22 protein-coding genes and 1 riboswitch are annotated in these 19,600 nt (G+C 68.2%); of the genes, 14 read left to right on the top strand and 8 right to left on the bottom strand.

Annotation, left to right across the window (positions count from 1 at the left end; translation table 11 throughout):
* Nucleotides 1-3: 3 nt before the first annotated feature.
* The 3 genes from trxA to HMPREF1224_RS22945 form a co-directional block, all read right to left on the bottom strand.
* Nucleotides 4-873 carry a thioredoxin gene (gene trxA, locus HMPREF1224_RS22955; RefSeq protein ID WP_003105274.1) on the bottom strand — a complete coding sequence of 290 codons (870 nt, stop codon included), beginning with the start codon at nucleotides 871-873 and terminating at the stop codon, nucleotides 4-6.
* A 71-nt stretch (nucleotides 874-944) separates the two neighbouring features.
* Complete coding sequence (locus HMPREF1224_RS22950) at nucleotides 945-1,607, bottom strand: class I SAM-dependent methyltransferase (RefSeq protein WP_003113049.1); 663 nt, start codon at nucleotides 1,605-1,607, stop codon at nucleotides 945-947.
* Complete coding sequence (locus HMPREF1224_RS22945; RefSeq protein WP_003113050.1) at nucleotides 1,604-2,074, bottom strand: YbaY family lipoprotein; 471 nt, start codon at nucleotides 2,072-2,074, stop codon at nucleotides 1,604-1,606. The genes HMPREF1224_RS22950 and HMPREF1224_RS22945 overlap by 4 nt, the downstream gene beginning before the upstream one ends.
* A gap of 185 nt (nucleotides 2,075-2,259) precedes the next feature.
* On the opposite strand from HMPREF1224_RS22945, the gene nrdR reads away from it, so the two are divergent.
* The 13 genes from nrdR (at nucleotide 2,260) to HMPREF1224_RS22880 (ending at nucleotide 11,981) form a co-directional block, all read left to right on the top strand.
* A complete protein-coding gene (gene nrdR, locus HMPREF1224_RS22940) occupies nucleotides 2,260-2,724 on the top strand; it encodes a transcriptional regulator NrdR (RefSeq protein ID WP_003107181.1) in 465 nt (154 codons plus the stop codon).
* Nucleotides 2,721-3,842, top strand: coding sequence for a bifunctional diaminohydroxyphosphoribosylaminopyrimidine deaminase/5-amino-6-(5-phosphoribosylamino)uracil reductase RibD (ribD, locus tag HMPREF1224_RS22935; protein ID WP_010793423.1), 1,122 nt, complete (start codon nucleotides 2,721-2,723; stop codon nucleotides 3,840-3,842). Before nrdR ends, ribD begins: the two co-directional genes overlap by 4 nt.
* An 81-nt stretch (nucleotides 3,843-3,923) precedes the next feature.
* A riboswitch (FMN riboswitch) is annotated at nucleotides 3,924-4,086 on the top strand.
* Between the two features lie 183 nt (nucleotides 4,087-4,269).
* Nucleotides 4,270-4,929 carry a riboflavin synthase gene (locus tag HMPREF1224_RS22930; protein WP_003093316.1) on the top strand — a complete coding sequence of 220 codons (660 nt, stop codon included), beginning with the start codon at nucleotides 4,270-4,272 and terminating at the stop codon, nucleotides 4,927-4,929.
* Between the two features lie 26 nt (nucleotides 4,930-4,955).
* Nucleotides 4,956-6,053, top strand: coding sequence for a bifunctional 3,4-dihydroxy-2-butanone-4-phosphate synthase/GTP cyclohydrolase II (gene ribBA / locus HMPREF1224_RS22925; protein WP_003093313.1), 1,098 nt, complete (start codon nucleotides 4,956-4,958; stop codon nucleotides 6,051-6,053).
* A gap of 117 nt (nucleotides 6,054-6,170) precedes the next feature.
* Nucleotides 6,171-6,647, top strand: a complete 477-nt coding sequence (gene ribE, locus HMPREF1224_RS22920; protein ID WP_003093311.1) for a 6,7-dimethyl-8-ribityllumazine synthase — start codon at nucleotides 6,171-6,173, stop codon at nucleotides 6,645-6,647.
* A complete protein-coding gene (gene nusB / locus HMPREF1224_RS22915; protein WP_003093308.1) occupies nucleotides 6,644-7,123 on the top strand; it encodes a transcription antitermination factor NusB in 480 nt (159 codons plus the stop codon). The genes ribE and nusB overlap by 4 nt, the downstream gene beginning before the upstream one ends.
* 18 nt (nucleotides 7,124-7,141) lie before the next feature.
* Nucleotides 7,142-8,110 carry a thiamine-phosphate kinase gene (gene thiL / locus HMPREF1224_RS22910; protein WP_010793422.1) on the top strand — a complete coding sequence of 323 codons (969 nt, stop codon included), beginning with the start codon at nucleotides 7,142-7,144 and terminating at the stop codon, nucleotides 8,108-8,110.
* Nucleotides 8,103-8,618, top strand: a complete 516-nt coding sequence (locus HMPREF1224_RS22905) for a phosphatidylglycerophosphatase A family protein (RefSeq protein WP_003093304.1) — start codon at nucleotides 8,103-8,105, stop codon at nucleotides 8,616-8,618. Before thiL ends, HMPREF1224_RS22905 begins: the two co-directional genes overlap by 8 nt.
* 8 nt (nucleotides 8,619-8,626) lie before the next feature.
* Nucleotides 8,627-9,373: a substrate-binding periplasmic protein gene (locus HMPREF1224_RS22900; RefSeq protein WP_003102821.1), complete on the top strand. Its 747-nt coding sequence runs from the start codon at nucleotides 8,627-8,629 to the stop codon at nucleotides 9,371-9,373.
* Between the two features lie 2 nt (nucleotides 9,374-9,375).
* Nucleotides 9,376-10,020: a TIGR02281 family clan AA aspartic protease gene (locus HMPREF1224_RS22895; protein ID WP_003093301.1), complete on the top strand. Its 645-nt coding sequence runs from the start codon at nucleotides 9,376-9,378 to the stop codon at nucleotides 10,018-10,020.
* 130 nt (nucleotides 10,021-10,150) lie between these two features.
* Nucleotides 10,151-10,768, top strand: a complete 618-nt coding sequence (gene ribA / locus HMPREF1224_RS22890; protein ID WP_003110510.1) for a GTP cyclohydrolase II — start codon at nucleotides 10,151-10,153, stop codon at nucleotides 10,766-10,768.
* The gene (locus tag HMPREF1224_RS22885) at nucleotides 10,765-11,184 is read left to right on the top strand and encodes a hypothetical protein (protein WP_003121958.1); all 420 of its coding nucleotides are present in this window, start codon (nucleotides 10,765-10,767) and stop codon (nucleotides 11,182-11,184) included. Before ribA ends, HMPREF1224_RS22885 begins: the two co-directional genes overlap by 4 nt.
* On the top strand, nucleotides 11,184-11,981 hold the full coding sequence (locus HMPREF1224_RS22880; RefSeq protein WP_003102817.1) for a cobalamin-binding protein: 798 nt from the start codon (nucleotides 11,184-11,186) through the stop codon (nucleotides 11,979-11,981). The genes HMPREF1224_RS22885 and HMPREF1224_RS22880 overlap by 1 nt, the downstream gene beginning before the upstream one ends.
* Before the next feature lie 124 nt (nucleotides 11,982-12,105).
* Here the strand turns inward: HMPREF1224_RS22880 and dxs are convergent, their stop codons facing one another.
* The 3 genes from dxs to HMPREF1224_RS0112160 all read right to left on the bottom strand — a co-directional run bounded on the left by dxs (nucleotide 12,106) and on the right by HMPREF1224_RS0112160 (nucleotide 15,224).
* Nucleotides 12,106-13,989, bottom strand: coding sequence for a 1-deoxy-D-xylulose-5-phosphate synthase (gene dxs, locus HMPREF1224_RS22875; protein WP_003102816.1), 1,884 nt, complete (start codon nucleotides 13,987-13,989; stop codon nucleotides 12,106-12,108).
* Nucleotides 13,990-14,097: 108 nt separating this feature from the next.
* On the bottom strand, nucleotides 14,098-14,985 hold the full coding sequence (locus HMPREF1224_RS22870) for a polyprenyl synthetase family protein (RefSeq protein ID WP_003114915.1): 888 nt from the start codon (nucleotides 14,983-14,985) through the stop codon (nucleotides 14,098-14,100).
* The gene (locus HMPREF1224_RS0112160; RefSeq protein ID WP_003093283.1) at nucleotides 14,982-15,224 is read right to left on the bottom strand and encodes an exodeoxyribonuclease VII small subunit; all 243 of its coding nucleotides are present in this window, start codon (nucleotides 15,222-15,224) and stop codon (nucleotides 14,982-14,984) included. The genes HMPREF1224_RS22870 and HMPREF1224_RS0112160 overlap by 4 nt, the downstream gene beginning before the upstream one ends.
* Before the next feature lie 157 nt (nucleotides 15,225-15,381).
* Here HMPREF1224_RS0112160 and HMPREF1224_RS22865 point away from each other — a divergent pair, with 157 nt between their 5' ends.
* Nucleotides 15,382-16,551 carry a mandelate racemase/muconate lactonizing enzyme family protein gene (locus HMPREF1224_RS22865; RefSeq protein WP_010793421.1) on the top strand — a complete coding sequence of 390 codons (1,170 nt, stop codon included), beginning with the start codon at nucleotides 15,382-15,384 and terminating at the stop codon, nucleotides 16,549-16,551.
* Between the two features lie 231 nt (nucleotides 16,552-16,782).
* Here HMPREF1224_RS22865 and HMPREF1224_RS22860 read toward each other — a convergent pair whose 3' ends face one another.
* Together HMPREF1224_RS22860 and HMPREF1224_RS22855 are read right to left on the bottom strand one after the other, a co-directional pair.
* Nucleotides 16,783-17,790: a DUF4340 domain-containing protein gene (locus HMPREF1224_RS22860; protein WP_010793420.1), complete on the bottom strand. Its 1,008-nt coding sequence runs from the start codon at nucleotides 17,788-17,790 to the stop codon at nucleotides 16,783-16,785.
* A 1-nt stretch (nucleotide 17,791) separates the two neighbouring features.
* Complete coding sequence (locus tag HMPREF1224_RS22855) at nucleotides 17,792-19,594, bottom strand: GldG family protein (protein WP_004365812.1); 1,803 nt, start codon at nucleotides 19,592-19,594, stop codon at nucleotides 17,792-17,794.
* Nucleotides 19,595-19,600 lie beyond the last annotated feature (6 nt).

Raw genomic sequence — 19,600 nt, 5'->3', positions numbered from 1 at the left:
GACTCAGTAGAGCGCCTGGTACAGCTTGCGGCGGTAGGCGGTGACCAGCGGGTGGTCGTTGCCAAGCAGGTCGAAGACCTGCACCAGGGTCTTGCGCGGCAGGTCGTCCTGGTAGCCGCGGTTGCGCAGGAACAGCTTGAGCAGTCCGTCCAGGGCCGCCTCGTACTGCTGCCGGGCGAGCTGCTGGACGGCCAACTGGTAGGCTGCCTCGTCGTCGCCGGCATCGGCCGCCAGGCGGCTCTTCAGCTCTGCGCTGTCGGGCAGGTCGGCAGCCTGGCGCAGGAAGGTCAGCTGCGCGCGAGCGCCGGCCAGGGCCTGCTTGTGCTCGTCGCTCTTCACCGCGTCGAGGATGGCCTGCGCCTCTTCCAGTTCGCCGCGCTCGGCCAGGCAGCGGGCGTAGAGGATCAGCGCCGCGGCGTTCTCGTTGTTCTCCGCCAGCAGGGCTTTCAGGGTCGCTTCGGCGTCGCCGATGCGGCCTTCGGCGAATAGCGCCTGGGCCACTTCCAGCGGGTCTTCGTCGGGCAGCGCCGGTGCTTTCACATGGGGTTCGAGCAGGGCGCGGATCTGCGATTCGGGCTGGGCGCCGGCGAAACCGTCGACCGGCTGGCCATCCTTGAACAGGACCACGGTCGGCAGGCTGCGGATGCCGAAGCGCATCACGATGTCCTGCTCGACGTCGCAGTTGACCTTGGCCAGCAGCAATTCGCCCTGGTAGGACTCGGCGATCTGCGCCAGCAGTGGCATCAGCGCCTTGCACGGGGCGCACCAGTCGGCCCAGAAGTCCACCAGGACCGGCTTGTGGAACGAGTTCTCGATGACCAGCTGCTCGAAGTTGGCGCCGGTGACGTCGAAGATGTAGGGCGTATCGCTCATGTCGATTCTCGGAAACGCAAGGTGGTGACCACTATAAGTGGGGGCGCGCCGCGCGCAAACAAGCCCGTGCCTCAGGCTTGCCCGCGTTCGGCGTGATACAGGCTGACCAGGCGGAATTCGGCGGGCTCGGCGAGGTCCGGCCAGGTACAGGCTTCGAGCACGTCCAGGCGTCGGTACAGCGGATGACGGAAGTCACGGACTCGCGAGTCGGCGACCAGCGCCTGGCGGCCGCGGCTGAGGAACTGGTCGAGCAGCGGCAGGTTGGCGCGGTCGTAGAGCACGTCGGCCACCAGGATCAGGTCGAAGCGATCGTCCTCGGCGAAGAAGTCCGCCGAATAGCTCAGCTCCACTCCGTTCAGTTCGGCGTTCGCCCGGCTCGCTGCCAGCGCCAGGGGATCCAGGTCGCAAGCCACCACCTCGGCGGCGCCGGCGCGGGCCGCGGCGATCGCCGCCACCCCGGAGCCGCTGCCGAAGTCCAGCACGCGCTTGTCGCGGACCCACTGCGGGCGCGCCGCCAGCCAGCGCGCCAGGACCAGCCCGCTGGCCCAGCAGAAGCACCAGTACGGCGGCTCTTCGAGGATGCGGCGGGTTTCCTCCGGGCTGAACTGGCGGTCCATGTTCTGCGCGTCGATCAGCCACAGGCGCAGGTCAGTGCCGGGCAGCGCGGTGGCGCTGAGCCGGGCGTCGCCGAGCAGCTCGCCCAGCGCCTGGGTCAGGGCTTGCGGTGCCGTCACGGCGCGCGTACCAGGCGCAGTTCGCCGAGGGACTGGGTGGTCGGCTGGGCGATCCGCAACGGATGCAGGCGCCAGGCCAACTGGCCGGACTGGATCACCCGCGCGTGCAGTTCGACGCGCAGCGCGCCACCGGCCGGCGGGAAGGATTCGGGGTTGAACGGCAGGCGGAAGGGCATGAGTTCGCCGGTGGCCAGCACCGTCTCGCTGGCCAGCAGCCGCTGTGGACGGTCGCGCTCGTCGATCACCAGCAGTGCCATCTGCACCTCGCTGCCGCGTGGCAGGCTGCCCTGGATGCTGCTCAGCGTTCCGCTCAGCTCGCGCAGGTGGGCCGGTAGCACCGGCTCGACCATGGTCACGCTGCGCGAAGCTTGCGGCGTTGGCGCAGGCTTCGGCTTGTCGCTGGAACAAGCGGCGAGGAGAAGGACGGCCAGCAGGGCGATCGGGCGCAGGGTCATGGGCTGCTCCATAGCGGTGGAATCCGGGCGGCGCTTGTATAGCGCAAAGTGTGATTCTTGTCGCGCTTCGCGTAGTCCGCAACGTCCGATTCCTCTCGCCTTTCCCAGCGTGCCGGCGCCGGTCGATTCTGCGGGTGCTCGGTCGGGCGCGGATGCGCTACCATGCGGCTTCCTTCAGCTACGCCTGTATCAGCACCATGCATTGTCCCTTCTGCGGTGCCCATGACACCAAAGTGATTGACTCGCGACTGGTCGCCGAGGGCGATCAGGTGCGCCGGCGCCGCGAGTGCCTGGCCTGCGGCGAACGCTTCACCACCTTCGAGACCGCCGAGCTGGTCATGCCGCGCCTGATCAAGCAGGACGGCAGCCGCCAGCCGTTCGACGAGGACAAGCTGCGCGCCGGCATGCAGCGCGCCCTGGAGAAGCGTCCGGTCAGCGTCGAGCGCCTGGAAGCGGCCATCGGCCACATCAAGCACCAGTTGCGCGCCACCGGCGAGCGCGAGATCAAGTCGCGGGTGCTGGGCGAACTGGTGATGGCCGAGCTGCAGAAGCTCGACGAAGTCGCCTACATCCGTTTCGCCTCGGTCTACCGGCGCTTCCAGGACCTCAACGAATTCCGCGAGGAGATCGAACGCCTCGCCCGCGAGCCGGCCAAGGAATGAACGCCGCCGACCCGCTGTACATGGCCCGCGCCCTGGAACTGGCGCGCCAGGGGCTGTACTCCACCCATCCGAATCCGCGCGTCGGCTGCGTGCTGGTCAAGGACGGCCAGGTGGTCGGCGAGGGCTGGCACGTCCGCGCCGGCGAGCCGCACGCCGAGGTCCATGCCCTGCGCCAGGCCGGCGAGAATGCACGCGGCGCCACCGCCTACGTGACCCTCGAGCCCTGCAGCCACTTCGGCCGCACCCCGCCGTGCGCCGATGCGCTGGTGGGCGCCGGGGTGGCGCGGGTGGTCGCGGCGATGCAGGATCCCAACCCCGAGGTCGCCGGTCGCGGCCTGCTGCGTCTGATGCAGGCCGGCATCGCGGTGCAGAGCGGCGTCCTCGAGGCCGAGGCGCGGGAACTCAACATCGGTTTCATCAAGCGCATGGAACATGGCCTGCCGTTCGTCCGGGTCAAGCTGGCGATGAGCCTGGACGGGCGCACCGCCATGGCCAGCGGGGAAAGCCAGTGGATCACCGGGCCCTCCGCGCGTTCGGCGGTGCAGCGCTTGCGCGCTCGCTCCAGCGTGGTGTTGTCCGGCGCCGATACGCTGCTGGCGGACGATGCGCGGCTCAACGTACGCCCCGACGAACTGGGCCTGAACGCCGAGCTTACCGCGCTCGCCGCGGCTCGCCAGCCGTTGCGGGTGCTGGTCGACGGGCGCCTGCGGGTGCCGCTGGTGTCGGCGTTCTACCAGGCCGGTCCGGCGCTGGTGGCGACCTGCGCCGCCGCCTCGGCGCGCGAACGCTTCCAGGACGCCGGCCACGAACTGCTGGCGCTGCCCTCCGCCGAGGGCCACGTCGATTTGCACAAGCTGCTCCTGGAACTGGCGGCGCGCGGCGCCAACGAAGTGCTGGTGGAGGCCGGCCCGCGTCTGGCCGGCGCCTTCGCCCGGCTGGGGCTGGTGGATGAGTACCGGCTGTTCGTCGCGCCGAAGTTCCTCGGCTCCAGCGCCCGTCCTTTGCTCGACTGGCCGCTGGCGCGGATGGCCGATGCGGCGCAGTTGCGGATCGACGACATCCGCGCGGTGGGCGACGACTGGCTGGTCACCGCGCGGCCCCATCCGCGGGACGCCTGAACTTCGCTGCGCGGCGACGCGGCGGACGATGCACAAGCGGCGCAACTGTGGTAAAACGCCACACGGCCATCTCGGTGGCCGTAACGTTCTCAGGGCGGGGTGAAAGTCCCCACCGGCGGTAATGGCGCGCAAGGCGCCTAGCCCGCGAGCGCTTGCCGGACCGGCCACCGCCGGACGACAAGGTCAGCAGACCCGGTGCGATTCCGGGGCCGACGGTCATAGTCCGGATAAAGAGAGAACGGGATTGCCTGCCTGGGCGTACCCTGTGCGCCCGCAAGATCCCCTTCGATCCAAAAAGCCCTGTTTTTCACGAAACAGGAGTTCGTCATATGTCTTCATCTTGGAATACCCGCGCTATGGCACGCAGGCCGCTCGGCGTCGCGCCGGCCATGCTGCGCGCCTGTGCGGCGGAAAAACGGGAGGTCGCATGTTCACCGGCATAATCGAGTCGATCGGCAGCGTCCGCGCAATGACGCCCAAGGGCGGCGACCTGCGGGTCTACATCGCCACCGGCAAGCTCGACCTGGGCGACGTCAAGCTCGGCGACAGCATCGCGGTCAACGGCGTCTGCCTGACCGCGGTGGAACTGCCCGGCGATGGCTTCTGGGCCGACGTCAGCCGCGAGAGCCTGGCGCGCACCGCCTTCCAGCACCTGAAGGTGGGCAGCCGGGTGAACCTGGAAAAGGCCCTGACGCCGACCACCCGCCTCGGCGGACACCTGGTGAGCGGCCACGTCGACGGCGTCGGCGAGGTGCTCAAGCGCGAGGAGAACGCCCGCGCCATCCAGTTCACCGTGCGTGCCCCGCGCGAACTGGCCAGGTACATCGCGCACAAGGGCTCGATCACCGTCGACGGCACCAGCCTCACGGTGAACGCGGTGAACGGCGCGGAGTTCGAGCTGACCATCGTCCCGCATACGCTCAGCGAAACCATCATGGCCGAGTACCAGCCCGGACGCCGGGTCAACCTCGAGGTCGACCTGCTGGCCCGTTACCTGGAGCGCCTGCTGCTTGGCGACAAGGCCGCCGAGCCCAGCGCCTCCGGCATCAGCGAAGCGTTTCTCGCCGAGAACGGTTTTCTCAAGTAACCCACGAATTGCATAAGGGGGTGCCCATGGCACTCAACACGATCGACGAACTGATCGAAGACATCCGCCAAGGCAAGATGGTCATCCTGATGGATGACGAGGACCGCGAGAACGAAGGCGACCTGATCATGGCCGCCGAATGCGTCCGCACCGAAGACATCAACTTCATGGTCAAGCATGCCCGCGGCCTGGTCTGCATGCCGATGACCCGCGAGCGTTGCGAGCGCCTCGGCCTGCCGCTGATGGTGCAGCGCAACGGCTCCGGCTTCGGCACCAAGTTCACTGTCTCCATCGAGGCCGCCGAGGGCGTCACCACCGGCATCTCCGCCGCGGACCGCGCCCGCACCGTGCAGGCTGCGGCGGCGAAGAACGCCGTGGCCGCCGACATCGTCAGCCCCGGCCACATCTTCCCGCTGATGGCCCAGCCGGGCGGTACCCTGGCTCGCGCCGGGCACACCGAGGCGGCCTGCGACCTGGCGCGGATGGCCGGGTTCGAGCCGTCCGGGGTGATCTGCGAGGTGATGAACGACGACGGCAGCATGGCTCGCCGGCCCGAACTGGAGGCGTTCGCCGCCGAGCACGGGATCAAGATCGGCACCATCGCCGACCTGATCCACTACCGGCTGATCCATGAGCGCACCGTCGAGCGCATCGCCGAGCAGCCGCTCGACAGCGAACTGGGCCACTTCAACCTGATCACCTACCGCGACTCGGTGGAGGGCGACGTGCACCTGGCGCTGACCCTCGGCAAGGTCTGCGCGGAAGAGCCGACCCTGGTCCGCGTGCATAACATGGACCCGCTGCGCGACCTGCTGCAGGTCAACCAGCCGGGCCGCTGGAGCCTGCGCGCGGCGATGACCAAGGTCGCCGAGGCGGGCAGCGGCGTGGTGCTGCTGCTCGGTCACCAGATCGGCGGCGACGACCTGCTCGCCCATGTCCGCGAGATCGCTTCGGCGCCGGCTCCGGCGCCCAAGGCCACCACCACCTACAGCACCGTCGGTGCCGGTTCGCAGATCCTGCGCGACCTCGGCGTGCGCAAGATGCGCCTGCTGAGTGCGCCGATGCGCTTCAATGCGATATCCGGTTTCGACCTGGAAGTTGTAGAATACCTGCCCGCCGAATAAGGCCTGTCCCGCCCGCCGCGTGCAAGATCGCGGTGGGCGCTATGCTGGACGGACCTTTCGACCCTTTTCGCTCGGGGCGCAACGGCGTCCCGGCTCTTTAACAGATGAGACCTGCTCATGACCCTGAAGACCATCGAAGGTACCTTCATTGCCCCCAAAGGCCGCTACGCCCTGGTGGTCGGCCGCTTCAACAGCTTCGTCGTGGAAAGCCTGGTCAGCGGCGCCGTCGACGCCCTGGTCCGCCACGGCGTGGCTGAAAGCGAGATCACCATCATCCGCGCCCCGGGTGCCTTCGAGATCCCGCTGGTGACCCAGAAGGTCGCCCAGCAAGGCGGCTTCGACGCCATCATCGCCCTCGGCGCGGTGATCCGTGGCGGCACCCCGCACTTCGAATACGTGGCTGGCGAGTGCACCAAGGGCCTGGCCCAGGTGTCCCTGCAGTTCGGCATCCCGGTCGCCTTCGGCGTCCTCACCGTCGACTCCATCGAGCAGGCCATCGAGCGCTCCGGCACCAAGGCCGGCAACAAGGGCGCCGAAGCCGCGTTGTCGGCCCTGGAAATGGTCAGCCTGCTGGCGCAGTTGGAGGCCAAGTGAGCAATCAAGACAGCGGCAACCCGGCAGCCAAGCCGCCGAAAGGCAAGACCGCCGCTCGCCGCAAGGCCCGCAGCCTGGCCGTCCAGGCCCTGTACTCCTGGCAGATCGCCGGCCAGCCCCTGCACGAGATCGAGGCGCAGTTCCGCACCGACAACGACTTCTCCGAGGTCGACGGCGCCTACTTCCACGAGATCCTGCACGGCGTGCCGCGACAGAAGAGCGAGCTGGACTCCACCTTCGAGCCCTGCCTGGACCGCCCGCTGGCCGAGATCGACCCGGTCGAGCTGGCCATCCTGCGGCTGTCCACCTACGAGCTGCGCAACCGCATCGACGTGCCCTACAAGGTAGTGATCAACGAGGGCATCGAGCTGGCCAAGACCTTCGGCGCCACCGACGGCCACAAGTTCGTCAACGGCGTGCTCGACAAGCTGGCGCCGCGCCTGCGCGCCGCCGAGCTGCGCGGCGGCAAGCGCTGATCCCGCGCCGGCGGCGTCATGGGTGAGTTCGAGCTGATCCGCCGCTTCTTCGCCGCGGCCGCCTGCGCGGCGCCGGCGGCGGACGTGGCCCTCGGCATCGGCGACGACTGCGCCCTGCTGGCGCCGCCAGCCGGCGAACAACTGGCGGTCTCCACCGATACCCTGGTGGAAGGCGTGCATTTTCCCGCCGGTTGCGACCCTTTCCTTCTTGCCCAGCGCGCCCTGGCGGTCTCCGCCAGCGACCTGGCGGCGATGGGCGCCGCGCCCCTGGCCTTCACCCTGGCCCTGACCTTGCCGCAGGCCGACGCCGAGTGGTTGCAGGGCTTCGCCCGCGGCCTCGACGCCATGGCCCGGCAGTGCGGCCTGGCCCTGGTCGGCGGCGACACCACGCGCGGCCCGCTGAGCATGACCCTGACCGTATTCGGCAGGGTGCCGGCCGGCCAGGCGCTGACCCGCGCCGGTGCGCGCCCGGGCGACCTGCTCTGCGTCGGGGGCCCGCTCGGCGAGGCTGGAGCGGCGCTGGAACTGGTGCTGGAGCGAAGATCGGCGCCCGCCGAGGTGGCCGAACCGCTGCTGGCGCGCTACTGGACGCCGGCCCCGCAATTCGGTCTGGGCCTCGCCCTGCGCGGCAAGGCCAGCGCCGCCCTGGACATCTCCGACGGGCTGCTCGCCGACTGCGGGCATATCGCCCGCGCTTCCGGCGTTGCCCTGTTGGTCGAATGCCAGCGCTTGCAGGCAAGCGCCGCGTTGAGCGGCCTGCTCGCCGGCGAGGAAGCCTTGCGCCAGCAACTGGCCGCCGGCGACGACTACGTGCTGGTTTTCACCCTGCCGCCTGAGTACCTTGGCGAGATTCGCGCCGCGTGGCCGGCCACGGCCGTCATCGGCCGGGTCGAGGCGGGACAGGGGGTGCACCTGCTCGACGCCGCCGGAAAGGAACTCATACCGGCCGCGGCCGGTTACCAACATTTCGGAACCCAACGTGACTGAGCATCCTGATCAGGCGCCGGCGCAGCCGGTGCCGCCGTCGGTCTGGCGCAATCCCTGGCATTTCCTCGCCTTCGGCTTCGGCTCCGGCACCCTGCCCAAGGCGCCGGGCACCTGGGGGTCGCTGGTGGCCATCCCGTTCATCCCGCTGTGGCAGATGCTGCCGGACTGGGGCTACTGGCTGATGCTGGGAGTGACCATGCTGTTCGGCTTCTGGCTGTGCGGCAAGGTCGCCGACGACCTGCGCGTGCACGACCACGAAGGCATCGTCTGGGACGAGATGGTCGGCATGTGGATAACCCTCTGGCTGGTGCCGGAGGGCTGGTGGTGGCTGCTGATCGGCTTCGTCGTGTTCCGCATCGTGGATATTCTCAAGCCCTGGCCGATCAGTTGGGTGGACCGCAACGTGCACGGCGGCGTCGGGATCATGCTCGACGACGTCCTGGCCGGGGTATTCGCCTGGCTGGTCATGCAGGGTCTAGTCTGGGGATGGGTACACTGGCTGGTCTGAGGCCTCCCATGCGTCTGCTCGTCCTGTTCTGCTGCCTGTGGCTGCTGCCCGGCGTCGCTTCCGCCGCCCCCTCCGTGGGCGAGATCCGCGTGGTCAGCGAAACCTGGACGCGCTACACCCAGGAGGACGGTCGCGGGGTGGCCTGGGACCTGCTGCGGGCCGTCTACGAGCCGGCCGGGGTACGCCTGCGGATCGCCAACGAGCCCTATACCCGGGCGGTCGGCCTGGTCCTGCGCGGCGAGGCCGACGCCTGGGTCGGCGCCTACCGCGGGGAAATCGACGAAGCGCTTTACCCTCGCTGGCCCTATGACGTCGATCCGATCGCCGTGCTTTCCCTGAAAGACAATCCGCCGCCGCCACTGGAGGGCCTGAGCCGGTTCCGCCTGTCATGGATGCGTGGCTACGCCTTCGCCCGCTATTTCCCTACCCTGACCCCGCACAGCGAGTTGCAGCGCCGCACCTCGGCGCTGCCGATGCTGCTCAACCACCGGGTCGACTATTTCATCGATTCGCGTCCGGAACTGGAGGAAATGCTCGCAGGGGCCGGAGCGCTGGCGGCTGAGTACCGCATCACCGACGTCACTCGGTTGCCGCTGTATCTTGGCTTCTCCGATTCCCCCAGGGGCCGTGAGCTGCTGGCGCTGTTCGACCGGCGCATGCGGCAGTTGCATGCCAGCGGCGAGCTGGAGCGGATCTTCGCCCGCTGGAACTGGCCCTATGCGCCGTTGAAGGCAATCCTGCCACCCAAGGAGTGATCATGCTGCGGCTGTGCGTCGCCCTGTTTTCCAGCGTTCTCGCGTTGTCCTCGCTGGCCGCGCCCCAGGTGTTCGTGGTCGGCCTGTTCCCCGGCGCGGCGGTACTCAACGTCGATGGCCAGCGCAAGCTGGTCAGGGTCGGCCAGACCGGCCCGCAGGGCGTCCAGGTGGTCAGCGCCGACAGCCGCAAGGCGGTGCTGCGGATCGACGGCGTCGAGCGCACCTACGAACTGAGCCGCGAATACAACGAGGCAGGCTATTCGGCGCCGCAGCGGCAAAGCTTCAGCATCGCCCGCGGTACGGGCGGGCACTATTGGGTGGCTGGCTCGGTGAACGGGCAGAACATGCAGTTCCTGGTGGATACCGGCGCCACCAGCATCGCCATGAACGAGAACGAGGCGCGCCGCCTGGGTATCGATTACCGGGTGGACGGCAAGCCGATGGTCGCCTCCACTGCCAGCGGAACCTCGCGCGGCTGGCGGGTGACCCTGGACCGGGTGAAGATCGGCGGTATCGAGTTGCTGGGTGTCGAGGCGGCGGTGATCGAGGGTGGCTATCCGACCGAAGCCCTGCTCGGCATGAGTTTCCTCAACCGGGTGCGTTGGCGCGAGGAACAGGGAATGCTGCTTATCGAGGCCAAGCATTGAATGTCGCTCGCTCATAACCCGGGGTTCTATTCATCGTCCATCTCGATAGGTATTTGCGGCATTTCGAGCTGACCGGGCGCCGGACGCTGCTGGTACAATGGCGGACTTCCGTTTCCCTAGGAGTTCCCCGGTGTCCGTCGTGTTCGTCGCCGCCTCCAAACTGCCGACTCCCTTCGGCGAATTCACCATGCATGGTTTCCTCGACGAGGAGAGCGGCAAGGAACATGTAGCCCTGAGCATGGGCGACATCGCCGATGGCGCGCCGGTGCTTGGTCGCCTGCATTCCGAATGCCTGACCGGCGACGCGCTGTTCAGCCTGCGCTGCGATTGCGGTTTCCAGCTGGAAGGCGCGCTTGCCGCCATCGCCGAGGAGGGCCGCGGCGTGCTCCTCTACCTGCGCCAGGAAGGTCGCGGCATCGGCCTGCTGAACAAGATCCGTGCCTATGAATTGCAGGATGGCGGTGCCGACACCGTCGAGGCGAACCTGCAACTGGGTTTTGGCGCCGACCAGCGCGACTACGCCATGTGCCAGCCGATGCTCGCGCACCTGGGCGTCTCCTCCCTGCGCCTGATGACCAACAATCCGCGCAAGGTCAAGGCGCTGGAAAGCTACGCCATCACCGTGGCGGAGCGCGTGCCGCTGCAAAAGGGCCTGAACAAGCACAACAGGCGCTACCTGGCGACCAAGGCCGGCAAGCTCGGGCACATGCTCGGCAGCCTGCACCAGGGCGAGGCGGAAACCACGTGAGTCGCCAGCAAGCCCGCGGCGCGCTGGGACGTGCCTGGTGGTTGCAACTGGCGTTGGCGCTGTTGCCGCTGATCCTGGTCGAGTTCTTACTCGGCGAACTGCAACCCCTTCCCCATGGCCTGGCGATGCCGCTGTTCATCGCCGCGCTGCTGTCGATGTTCGTCAACCTGCCGCTGTTCGGTGCCTACAAGCGTGGTCTCATCGCCACCCAGAAAGCGCTGGATACGGCGGAGGAAGCCGCCGCCTGGACCCGTCTGGCGCAGGTGCGCCGCAAGGCCCTGTTCGGCGCCAGCCTGCCGGCCTGGATCGGCGTGCCGGGTGTGTTCGCCGGGCTCAACGGCGTTGCGCTGATCCTGCTCGGGGTCACCAGCCTGGTGCTGTTCTGGCTCTACCGTATTCCGCGTCAACTCGGTTGATGCGCTCGTTCTGGCTGCTCGCCTGCCTGCTCCTCAGCCTTTCCGCCGGGGCGGCGCAGCGGGTGGTCAGCCTGGCGCCTTCGCTGACCGACAGCGTCCTCGAACTCGGCGCAGCGCGCCGCCTGGTCGGCGTGCTGGATGGCGGCGAGCGTCCGGCGGCGATTGGCGACCTGCCTTCCGTCGGCCGCTACGGCCAGGTCAATCTCGAACGCCTGCTGGAACTGCAGCCCGACCTGATCCTGGTCTGGCCCGGCAGCGTGCCCGAGGCGCAGTTGCAGCGCCTGCGGGACTTCGGCATCGCCCTCTTCATCGCCGAACCGCACAGCCTCGACGAACTGGCCCTGCAACTGGCTGCGCTGGGCGAGGCATTGGGCGAGGCCGAGGCCGGCCAGCGGTTGTCGGCCAGGTTCCGCGAAGGCATGCGGCGCCTGGCCGAGCGCTACCGGCGGGACAAGCCGCTGAAGGTGTTCTACCAGGTCTGGGACCGGCCGCTGTACACCATTGGCGGACGCCAGGTGATCAGCGATGCGCTGCGCGTCTGCGGCGCCGAGAACCTATTCGGCGACCTGCCGCAGCCGGCGCCACAGGTCAGCGTCGAGGCGGTTCTGGCGCGCGATCCGGCGGTCATCGTCGCCGGCAGTCACGCCCAGCTCGAACTCTGGCGGCAATGGCCGGCGCTGGCGGCGACGCGGCGCGGACAGCTGTACCGGATCGAAGACAAGAACCTCGAGCGGCCGAGCTTCGCCATGCTGGCGGCGACCGAGAAACTCTGCCGCTCGCTCGCCGGGGCGCGCTGAATGCTTGCCGGTATCGCGCGCTGTATCGGCGGATAACGCCGGTGGCGTTATTCGCCCTACGGCAATTGGGGGGTAGGGCGAATAACCGCAACGCGGTTATCCGCCGTTGTCGCTGGGTTTGGCGCTATTGCCGGTCGAGACGCTGGCGTACCGCCTTTTCGATGCCCGCGGCATCCAGGCCGCATTCGGCGAGCATCTCGCTGGGCTTGGCGTGTTCGACGTAGTAGTCGGGCAGGCCCAGTTGCAGCAGCGGGACTTCGAGGCCCTCGCTGGCGAGGAACTCGCCGACCGCCGAGCCGGCGCCGCCCATCACGGCGTTTTCCTCGATGGTCACCAGCAGTTCGTGGCTGCCCGCCAATTCGCGTACCAGGGCTTCGTCGAGGGGTTTGACGAAACGCATGTCGACGACCGTGGCGTCGAGGCTTTCGGCGACCTTCATCGCCTCCGCCAACTGCACGCCGAAGACCAGCAGTGCGACCCTGCCGCCGCGCCGACGGACCACGCCCTTGCCGATCTCCACCGGTTGCAGGTCCGGATCGATCGGATGGTTGGGGCCGCTGCCGCGCGGATAGCGCACCGCGGCCGGGCCATCGAACAGGTAGCCGGTGGTGAGCAGCTTGCGCAGCTCGTCCTCGTCGCTGGGGGTCATCACCAGCATGCCGGGGATGCAGCGCAGGTAGGAGATGTCGAAGCTACCGGCGTGGGTCGGGCCGTCCTCGCCGACCAGGCCGGCGCGGTCGATGGCGAACAGCACGTCGAGGTGCTGCACGGCGACGTCATGGATCAACTGGTCGTAGGCGCGCTGGAGGAAGGTCGAGTAGATCGCTACCACCGGCTTCATGCCCTCGCAGGCCATGCCGGCGGCCAGGGTCACGGCATGCTGTTCGGCGATGGCGACGTCGAAGTAGCGTTCCGGATAGCGTTCGCTGAAGGCCACCAGGTCGGAACCTTCCTTCATCGCCGGGGTGATGCCGAGCAGGCGCGCGTCCTGGGCGGCCATGTCGCACAGCCACTGGCCGAAGACGCTGGAATACTTGGGTCCGCCGGTCTTCTTCGGCGCACTGCCGGGAGCTTCCAGCTTGGTGATCGCGTGGTAGCCGATCGGATCCAGTTCGGCCGGGGCGAAGCCCTTGCCTTTCTTGGTCACCACATGGAGGAACTGCGGGCCCTTCATGTCGCGCATGTTGCGCAGGGTAGCCACCAGGGTCGGCAGGTCGTGGCCGTCGATCGGGCCTATGTAGTTCCAGCCGAGCTCCTCGAACAGGGTGCCGGGGACCAGCATGCCCTTGGCGTATTCCTCGGTGCGCCGGGCGATCTCCCAGGCCCCGGGCAGGCGCGAGAGCACCTTCTTGCTGCCCTCGCGCATGCTGCTATAGGTGCGGCTGGAGAGGATCTTCGCCAGGTAGTTGGAGAGCCCGCCGACGTTGTGCGAGATCGACATGTCGTTGTCGTTGAGGATCACCAGCATGTCGGCGTCGACTTCCGAGGCGTGGTTGAGTGCCTCGAAGGCCATGCCGGCGGTCAGCGCACCGTCGCCGATCACGGCCACCGACTTACGCTCCTTGCCTTGCAGGCGGGCGGCGATGGCCATGCCCAGGGCGGCGCTGATGGAGGTGCTGGAGTGGCCGACGCCGAAGGTGTCGTACTCGCTCTCTGCGCGGCGCGGGAAGGCCGCCAGGCCGTTCTTCTGGCGCAGGGTGCCCATCAGCTCGCGGCGCTCGGTGAGGATCTTGTGCGGATAGGCCTGGTGGCCGACGTCCCAGACCAGGCGGTCGTCCGGAGTGTCGAAGACGTAGTGCAGGGCAATGGTCAGCTCGACCACGCCGAGGCCGGCGCCGAAATGACCGCCGGTCTGGCCGACGGTATACAGCAGGTACTGGCGCAGCTCGTCGGCCAGGGTTTCCAGGTCCGCCTCGCCCAGCCGGCGCAGTTCGGCCGGCGAAGAGGCGCGGTCGAGCAGGGGCGTGGCGGGGCGCTCGCGGGGAATCTCATGGAGCGTCTTGGGCATCAGGCTGTCGTTATGCAATCCGGAGAGGCCAGCAGTTTACCTGATGCACCGGCCGCGCCCAAGCAAGGGAGCCCCTACCTTTGCCGGGGACTTCCGACGACCCGTCGGTCAGTTGCGTCGCTCGACGATGTAGCGGGCCAGTTGGCGCAGCGGGTCGGCGCTCGGCGGAAAACCGTCGAGGGCGGCCAGGGCCAGGTCGCGCAGCTCCAGGGCATAGCCTTTGGCGGCCTCCAGGCCGAGCAGGGCGGGATAGGTCGGCTTGTTGTGCGCCTGGTCCTTGCCCTGGGTCTTGCCGAGGGTGGCGGTGTCGCTTTCCACGTCGAGGATGTCGTCCTGCACCTGGAAGGCCAGGCCGATCGCTTCGGCGTAGCGCTCCAGGGCGGCCAGCGAGGCGGGCTCGGCGCGACCGCTGGCGAGGGCGCCGAGGCGCACGCTGGCTTCGATCAGCGCGCCGGTCTTGTGCCGGTGCATGACTTCCAGGGCCGCCTGGTCGAGGGCCACGCCGACCGAGCCGAGGTCGATCGCCTGGCCGCCGACCATGCCGGCGGAGCCTGCGGCGCGCGCCAGGCGGGTGAGCATTTCCAGACAGACGGCATGTTCCTGCGGATTGCGCCGGGTGTCGGCGAGCACTTCGAAGGCCAGCGCCTGCAAGCCGTCGGCGGCGAGGATCGCGGTGGCTTCGTCGAAGGCCCGGTGGGTGGTCGGCTGGCCACGGCGCAGGTCGTCGTCGTCCATCGCCGGCAGGTCGTCGTGGACCAGCGAGTAGGCATGGATCAGCTCCACCGCGCAGGCCGCGGCGTCGGCGCGCTGCGGCGCTCCGCCGAGGGCCTCGCAGGCGGCGTAGGCGAGCAGCGGGCGAACCCGCTTGCCACCGTTCATCACGCTGTAGCGCATGGCCTCGTAGAGGCGTTGCAGTTCTTCGCGGGGAGCGACGAACAGGGCGTCCAGGGCGGCATCGACGCGCGCCTGGCAGCGCGCCTGGTAGGCCGCGATCATGCCTCGTCGCCTTCCGCATCGAACGGCGCTTCGCTGAGCTCGCCGTCGCGTTCGAGGAGGATCTGTACCTTCTGTTCGGCCTGGCTCAGCGACGTCTGGCATTCGCGGGTCAGGCGGATGCCCTGCTCGAAGGCGCCCAGCGACTCTTCCAGCGACAGCTCGCCGCTTTCCAGGCGTTCCACCAGGGTTTGCAGCTCGGTGAGGGACTGTTCGAAATCGAGGGTTTTCTTGCGGGCCATCGGGGGAGTCTCGGCGAGGTGTACAAAACCCCGCGACACTAGCAGAGGGGCGGGGGCCGGGCAAATCGGCGGAAGGTCGCTACGACCGATCGGGACGACCATGGCGGCGGCCTTGGCTAAGGTGGAGAGAGGTCCAGCGAGGAGGAGCCGACAGGCGATGCGCATCCAGGAGGTCCGGGAACGCAGTATTCCCCTTTCCCGTTACGCCGGCGTGGCGGCTGCCACCGGTGGTTTGAGCACCAGCCTGGTGGCGGTGCTCACCGATACCGTGCGCGACGGTCGGCGTGTGGTCGGCTACGGCCACGCCTCGGTAGGGCGCTACGCCCAGGGCGGGCTGATCCGCGAGCGTTTCGCCCCGCGCCTGCTGGGGGCTCCGGCGGACAGCCTGGCGAGCGACGACGGCAGTGGCATCGATCCGTTGCGAGCCTGGGACCTGATGATGCGCGACGAGAAGCCCGGCGGCCACGGCGAACGCTGCGTCGCGGTGGGCGCCCTGGACATGGCGCTGTGGGATGCCGCGGCCAAGGCCGCCGGCCTGCCGCTGCATCGGTTCCTGGCGCGACGCCTGGGGCTGGCGGAAGACTATCCGCAGCGCGTACCGGTCTACGCCGGCGGCGGCTACCCCTATCCGCACGACGACCTGGGACGCCTGGAAGAGGAACTGCGGCGCTTCGTCGATCTCGGCTACACCCACGCCAAGATCAAGATCGGCGCGGCCGGGCTGGACCAGGACCGGCGCCGTATCGACAGGGCGCTGCGGGTTCTCGGCGACGCTTCGCGGCTGGCGGTCGACGCGATGAACCGCTACGACGCGGAGGGCGCGGTCGACGCAGCGAAAGCCCTGGCGCCGCTGGGGTTGTGGTGGTTCGAGGACATCTGCGACCCCCACGATTTCCCTACCCAGGCCGAAGTGGCGGATATCTATCCGGGGCCCATCGGTGCCGGCGAGGCCTTGTTCTCCCTGGCCGAGGCTCGCTTGCTGGATCTCTATGGCGGCGTGCGGCGGGAGCGCGACGTGCTGGTGTTCGACCCCGTGCATTGCTATGGCCTGCCGGGCTACCTGGCGATACTCGACCACCTGTGCGCCCGGGGTTGGCCGCGCGCGGCCTTCCGCCCGCACGCCGGCTACCTGTTCAGCCTGCACTTGGTGGCGGCCCTGCGCCTGGGCTGGGCCGAGGCTACGCCGTCGGCTTTCCGGCCATTCGACGATTTCGCCGGTGCCCTGCCGTTTTCCTCGGGATTGGCGGGATTGCCACAATCGCCTGGTATCGGCTTCGAGCGCCAGGCGACACTTGCCGGGCTGTTCCGCAAGCTTCTGGAGGCCTAGAGAACGGTGATTGGCTGGGGTTGTGCGGAGGCATTAAAAAAGCCGGCTTGTGGCCGGCTTTTCTGGGGTGGGGTTGGCTTACTTCTGATAAGCCGCGCCTGCCTTAGGAATTCTGCATCGACGAGCCGAGGGCTCGTGAAGGAAGCGCTACTCTAGCAAACTCGGCCAGTCCTGCCCAGCATCCCGCGGGGCTCTATTTCGCCGGCTGCGAGCGGCGCCTGGCGAGAGCGCTCAGCACTTGGGCGACGAGGGCTTGGCCGGCTTGCTTTGCTTCACCGGCGATGCCTTGGGTGGCTGGGGCGCGGGAGCGGTATCCGGACTCAGACCCTCCACGCGGTAGCGCCAACCCTTGACGGCTGAGACCTGCCCGTCGGCGAAGCCCTTGCTGTCGGTCAGTTGCAACCAGTACTGGCGCTCCAGTTCCAGAAGCTGGCCCTGCAGCGTGCCGCCGGCGAAACTCTTGAGCGTGAAGGTCAGCAGCGGTTTTTGCCGCGAGGCCTTGGCCGGCGCGACCTCCAGCAGCCTGAGCGCAGCGAACAGGCGTGCGGCCTGCTCGGCTTCCGCCTCGCCCATCAACTGTGGCCTGGATGGGAACTGTCGCAGGCGGATGCCATCGTCCTTTTCACTGGCTCGGGAAATGTTCAGCCGTACGCCGTTGCCATAGGACAGGGTCAGTTCGCGCAACTGTTCGAATGGCAGGTCGGTCAACCGAGGGTCGAGCAGGGCCAGGTCGTTGACCGGCAGGCCGACCGTTCGGTCGATCAGCCAGGCCCCCTCATTGTCGGCCTGCCTGACCAACTGCCCGCCCTGCGAGGTGCGCTTGCCCAGCAACAGGACCAGCGGCGGCGCGTCGCCGCGCTCCAGGGTGATCCGGCTGGCCTGGCCCTTGCCCTGGTCGGAGAGTCCCATGCGTTCGCGGTTTTCCGGCGAGGCGCTCTTTTCCTCCAGCAGGCGCGCGTCGGCCAGGCTGCGCAACAGCTGCCGGATGGTTTCCCCCGAGGCGGGATAGCCGTCCTTGCTGGCGAGCGTCCAGTCCTTGCCATCGCGCCTGGCGCGGATCGTCGGTTGGCCGGGGGTGGCGATGCACAGCGCGGTCACCTGGTGCGGTTTCAGCCCTGGCAGCCAGGCGCGGCTCGCAGGCGGTTGCGCGGGCGGTTGCTGCCGTTCGTGGAGCCAGCCCAAGATTCCGGCGAACAGCGCCAGGGCGAGAGCGAGTCCCGCTACGTTACGCAGGCGCATGTCAGCCCCTCCTCCGGCGCATGCTGCGCCAGCTCCAATGCAGCAGGAGGAACAGGGTGAGCAGTGCCGGCAGCAGGACCGTATTGGCCAGTTTCACCTGTTCCCCCAGGCGCTCGACATCGGCATTCAGCTGGAACTGCAATTGACGTAGTTGCTGGCGGATGCGCAATTTGTCATCGATGAAGCGGCGCAGCGTCGCTTCCATTTCCGGAGTCACCTCCTGGTCGCCGGCGTCCATCGATTGCTGCAAGGTGCGCAGGTTCCTGTCGGTGTCGTTGAGGCTTTGCTGCAGCGCGTTGAGCTGTTCCTGGGCGCGCAGCCCGGCCTCGCGGCGGAGCGCTTCCACGCGGGTGAACGGGCGCTTCGTATGGCCTCGCGAGCGTAGGTCGATCAGCGCGTCCGAACCGGAGAGGTAGTCGAGGGCATTGCCGACGAACAGGTCGTTGTCCGCCCATACCTGCGGCTCGTTGTGGCCGGGCTGTTCCTGGAGCCAGAGCGGATTGCTCAGCAGGTCCGTATCGGCGACCAACAGCACATGGATGTTCGCGCTGTCGCTCAGGCCTTCGCCTTGCTTCCCGCGGTCCGCAGGGAAGGCACTCGTCGCCGGCCCCTCGACCTTGGCGGCCAGCACGTAGCGTTCCCCGGTCGGGACCAGGGTGGCGTTGAGCTGCTCCGTCGAGGATTGGCGGAAGCGTTCCAGCGACAGCGGCATGCTGTGCGCCGAGCTGTGCAGCAACGGAATGAAGCGCGTCGAGGCTCCGCCGAGAGGTTCGAGCAGGCCGACGCTGGCGAGGTTGAGGCTTTCCAGGCCGGTGGTCAGCACGTTGTCGTGGGGGAACGTGTCGCCGGGGAGGTGTAGCCAGGTCGGATTGCGCTCCGGGCGACGTTCGGCGTTGGGCTTGATCATGGCGAACGAGGCATCCGCCAGCAGGGTATCCGGCCGCAACTGGACGCCCCAGGAGCGCAGCAACGGGGCCAGGTCGGAGCTTTTCCCGCCGTCTGCATCGGCGAGACTCAGAGGGTCGACGAAGGCCAGCAGCTTGCCGCCGCGCAGGACAAACTGGTCGATGGCGTATTGGGTCTGTTCGGACAATTGCCTGGGGTGCACCAGCATCAACACCGAGACGTCGGCGGGGATTTCCGTCGAAGCGAGCCCCAGGGTGCGGATGTCGAACTGTTGGTAGAGCTTGTCCATCATCGCCCAGGGCCTGCTGCCCGGCTGCCCGTCGGTGGGCGCCTGCCCGGTCATCGGCAGCGAGCTCATCAGGCCGACTACCGTGCGTTCCCGCTGTGCGAGTGCCTGGACCAGGCGGCTGAGATCGTATTCCAGAAGCGGCTCTTCTTCCGGCGAGAAGAACGGGATCACCTGGAGGCCGTCGGTCGGGTTGGTGGCCGCCAGGCCAAAGTAGATGGCTTCGCCATTCGGGCCGATGGGCGGCGCCTGCAGGCCGAAGCGCGCGGCACGGTCCTCGTCGTCGGAGAATGGCAGGGGATCGATCACGAACAATCGGACATTGCCATGGCTCCGCCGTGCATAGAGGTCCAGCACTTCCTCGACGCGGCGGGCGTAGTTGCGCAGGGCAGGTAGGTCACTGGCGCGGCTTTTCGAAAAGAACAGGTAGAGGTTGAGCGGTTCGTCGAGACTGTCGAGGACTTCCTGGGTGCCGGCGCTGAAGGTGTAGAGCTTCTGCTGGGTGAGGTCGAACTGCTGGTCGCGCAGCAGCAGGCTGGACAGCAGGTTGAAAGCGAGGAACAGCAGGCCGACCAGCAGCAGGCCGACGCCCGAGTACAGGGTTCGTTTCATGGATGT

The sequence above is a fragment of the Pseudomonas sp. P179 genome, assembly GCF_000478485.2.
GTDB classification, from domain to species: Bacteria; Pseudomonadota; Gammaproteobacteria; order Pseudomonadales; family Pseudomonadaceae; genus Pseudomonas; species Pseudomonas aeruginosa.
This window is presented reverse-complemented; position numbering and strand designations above follow the sequence as displayed.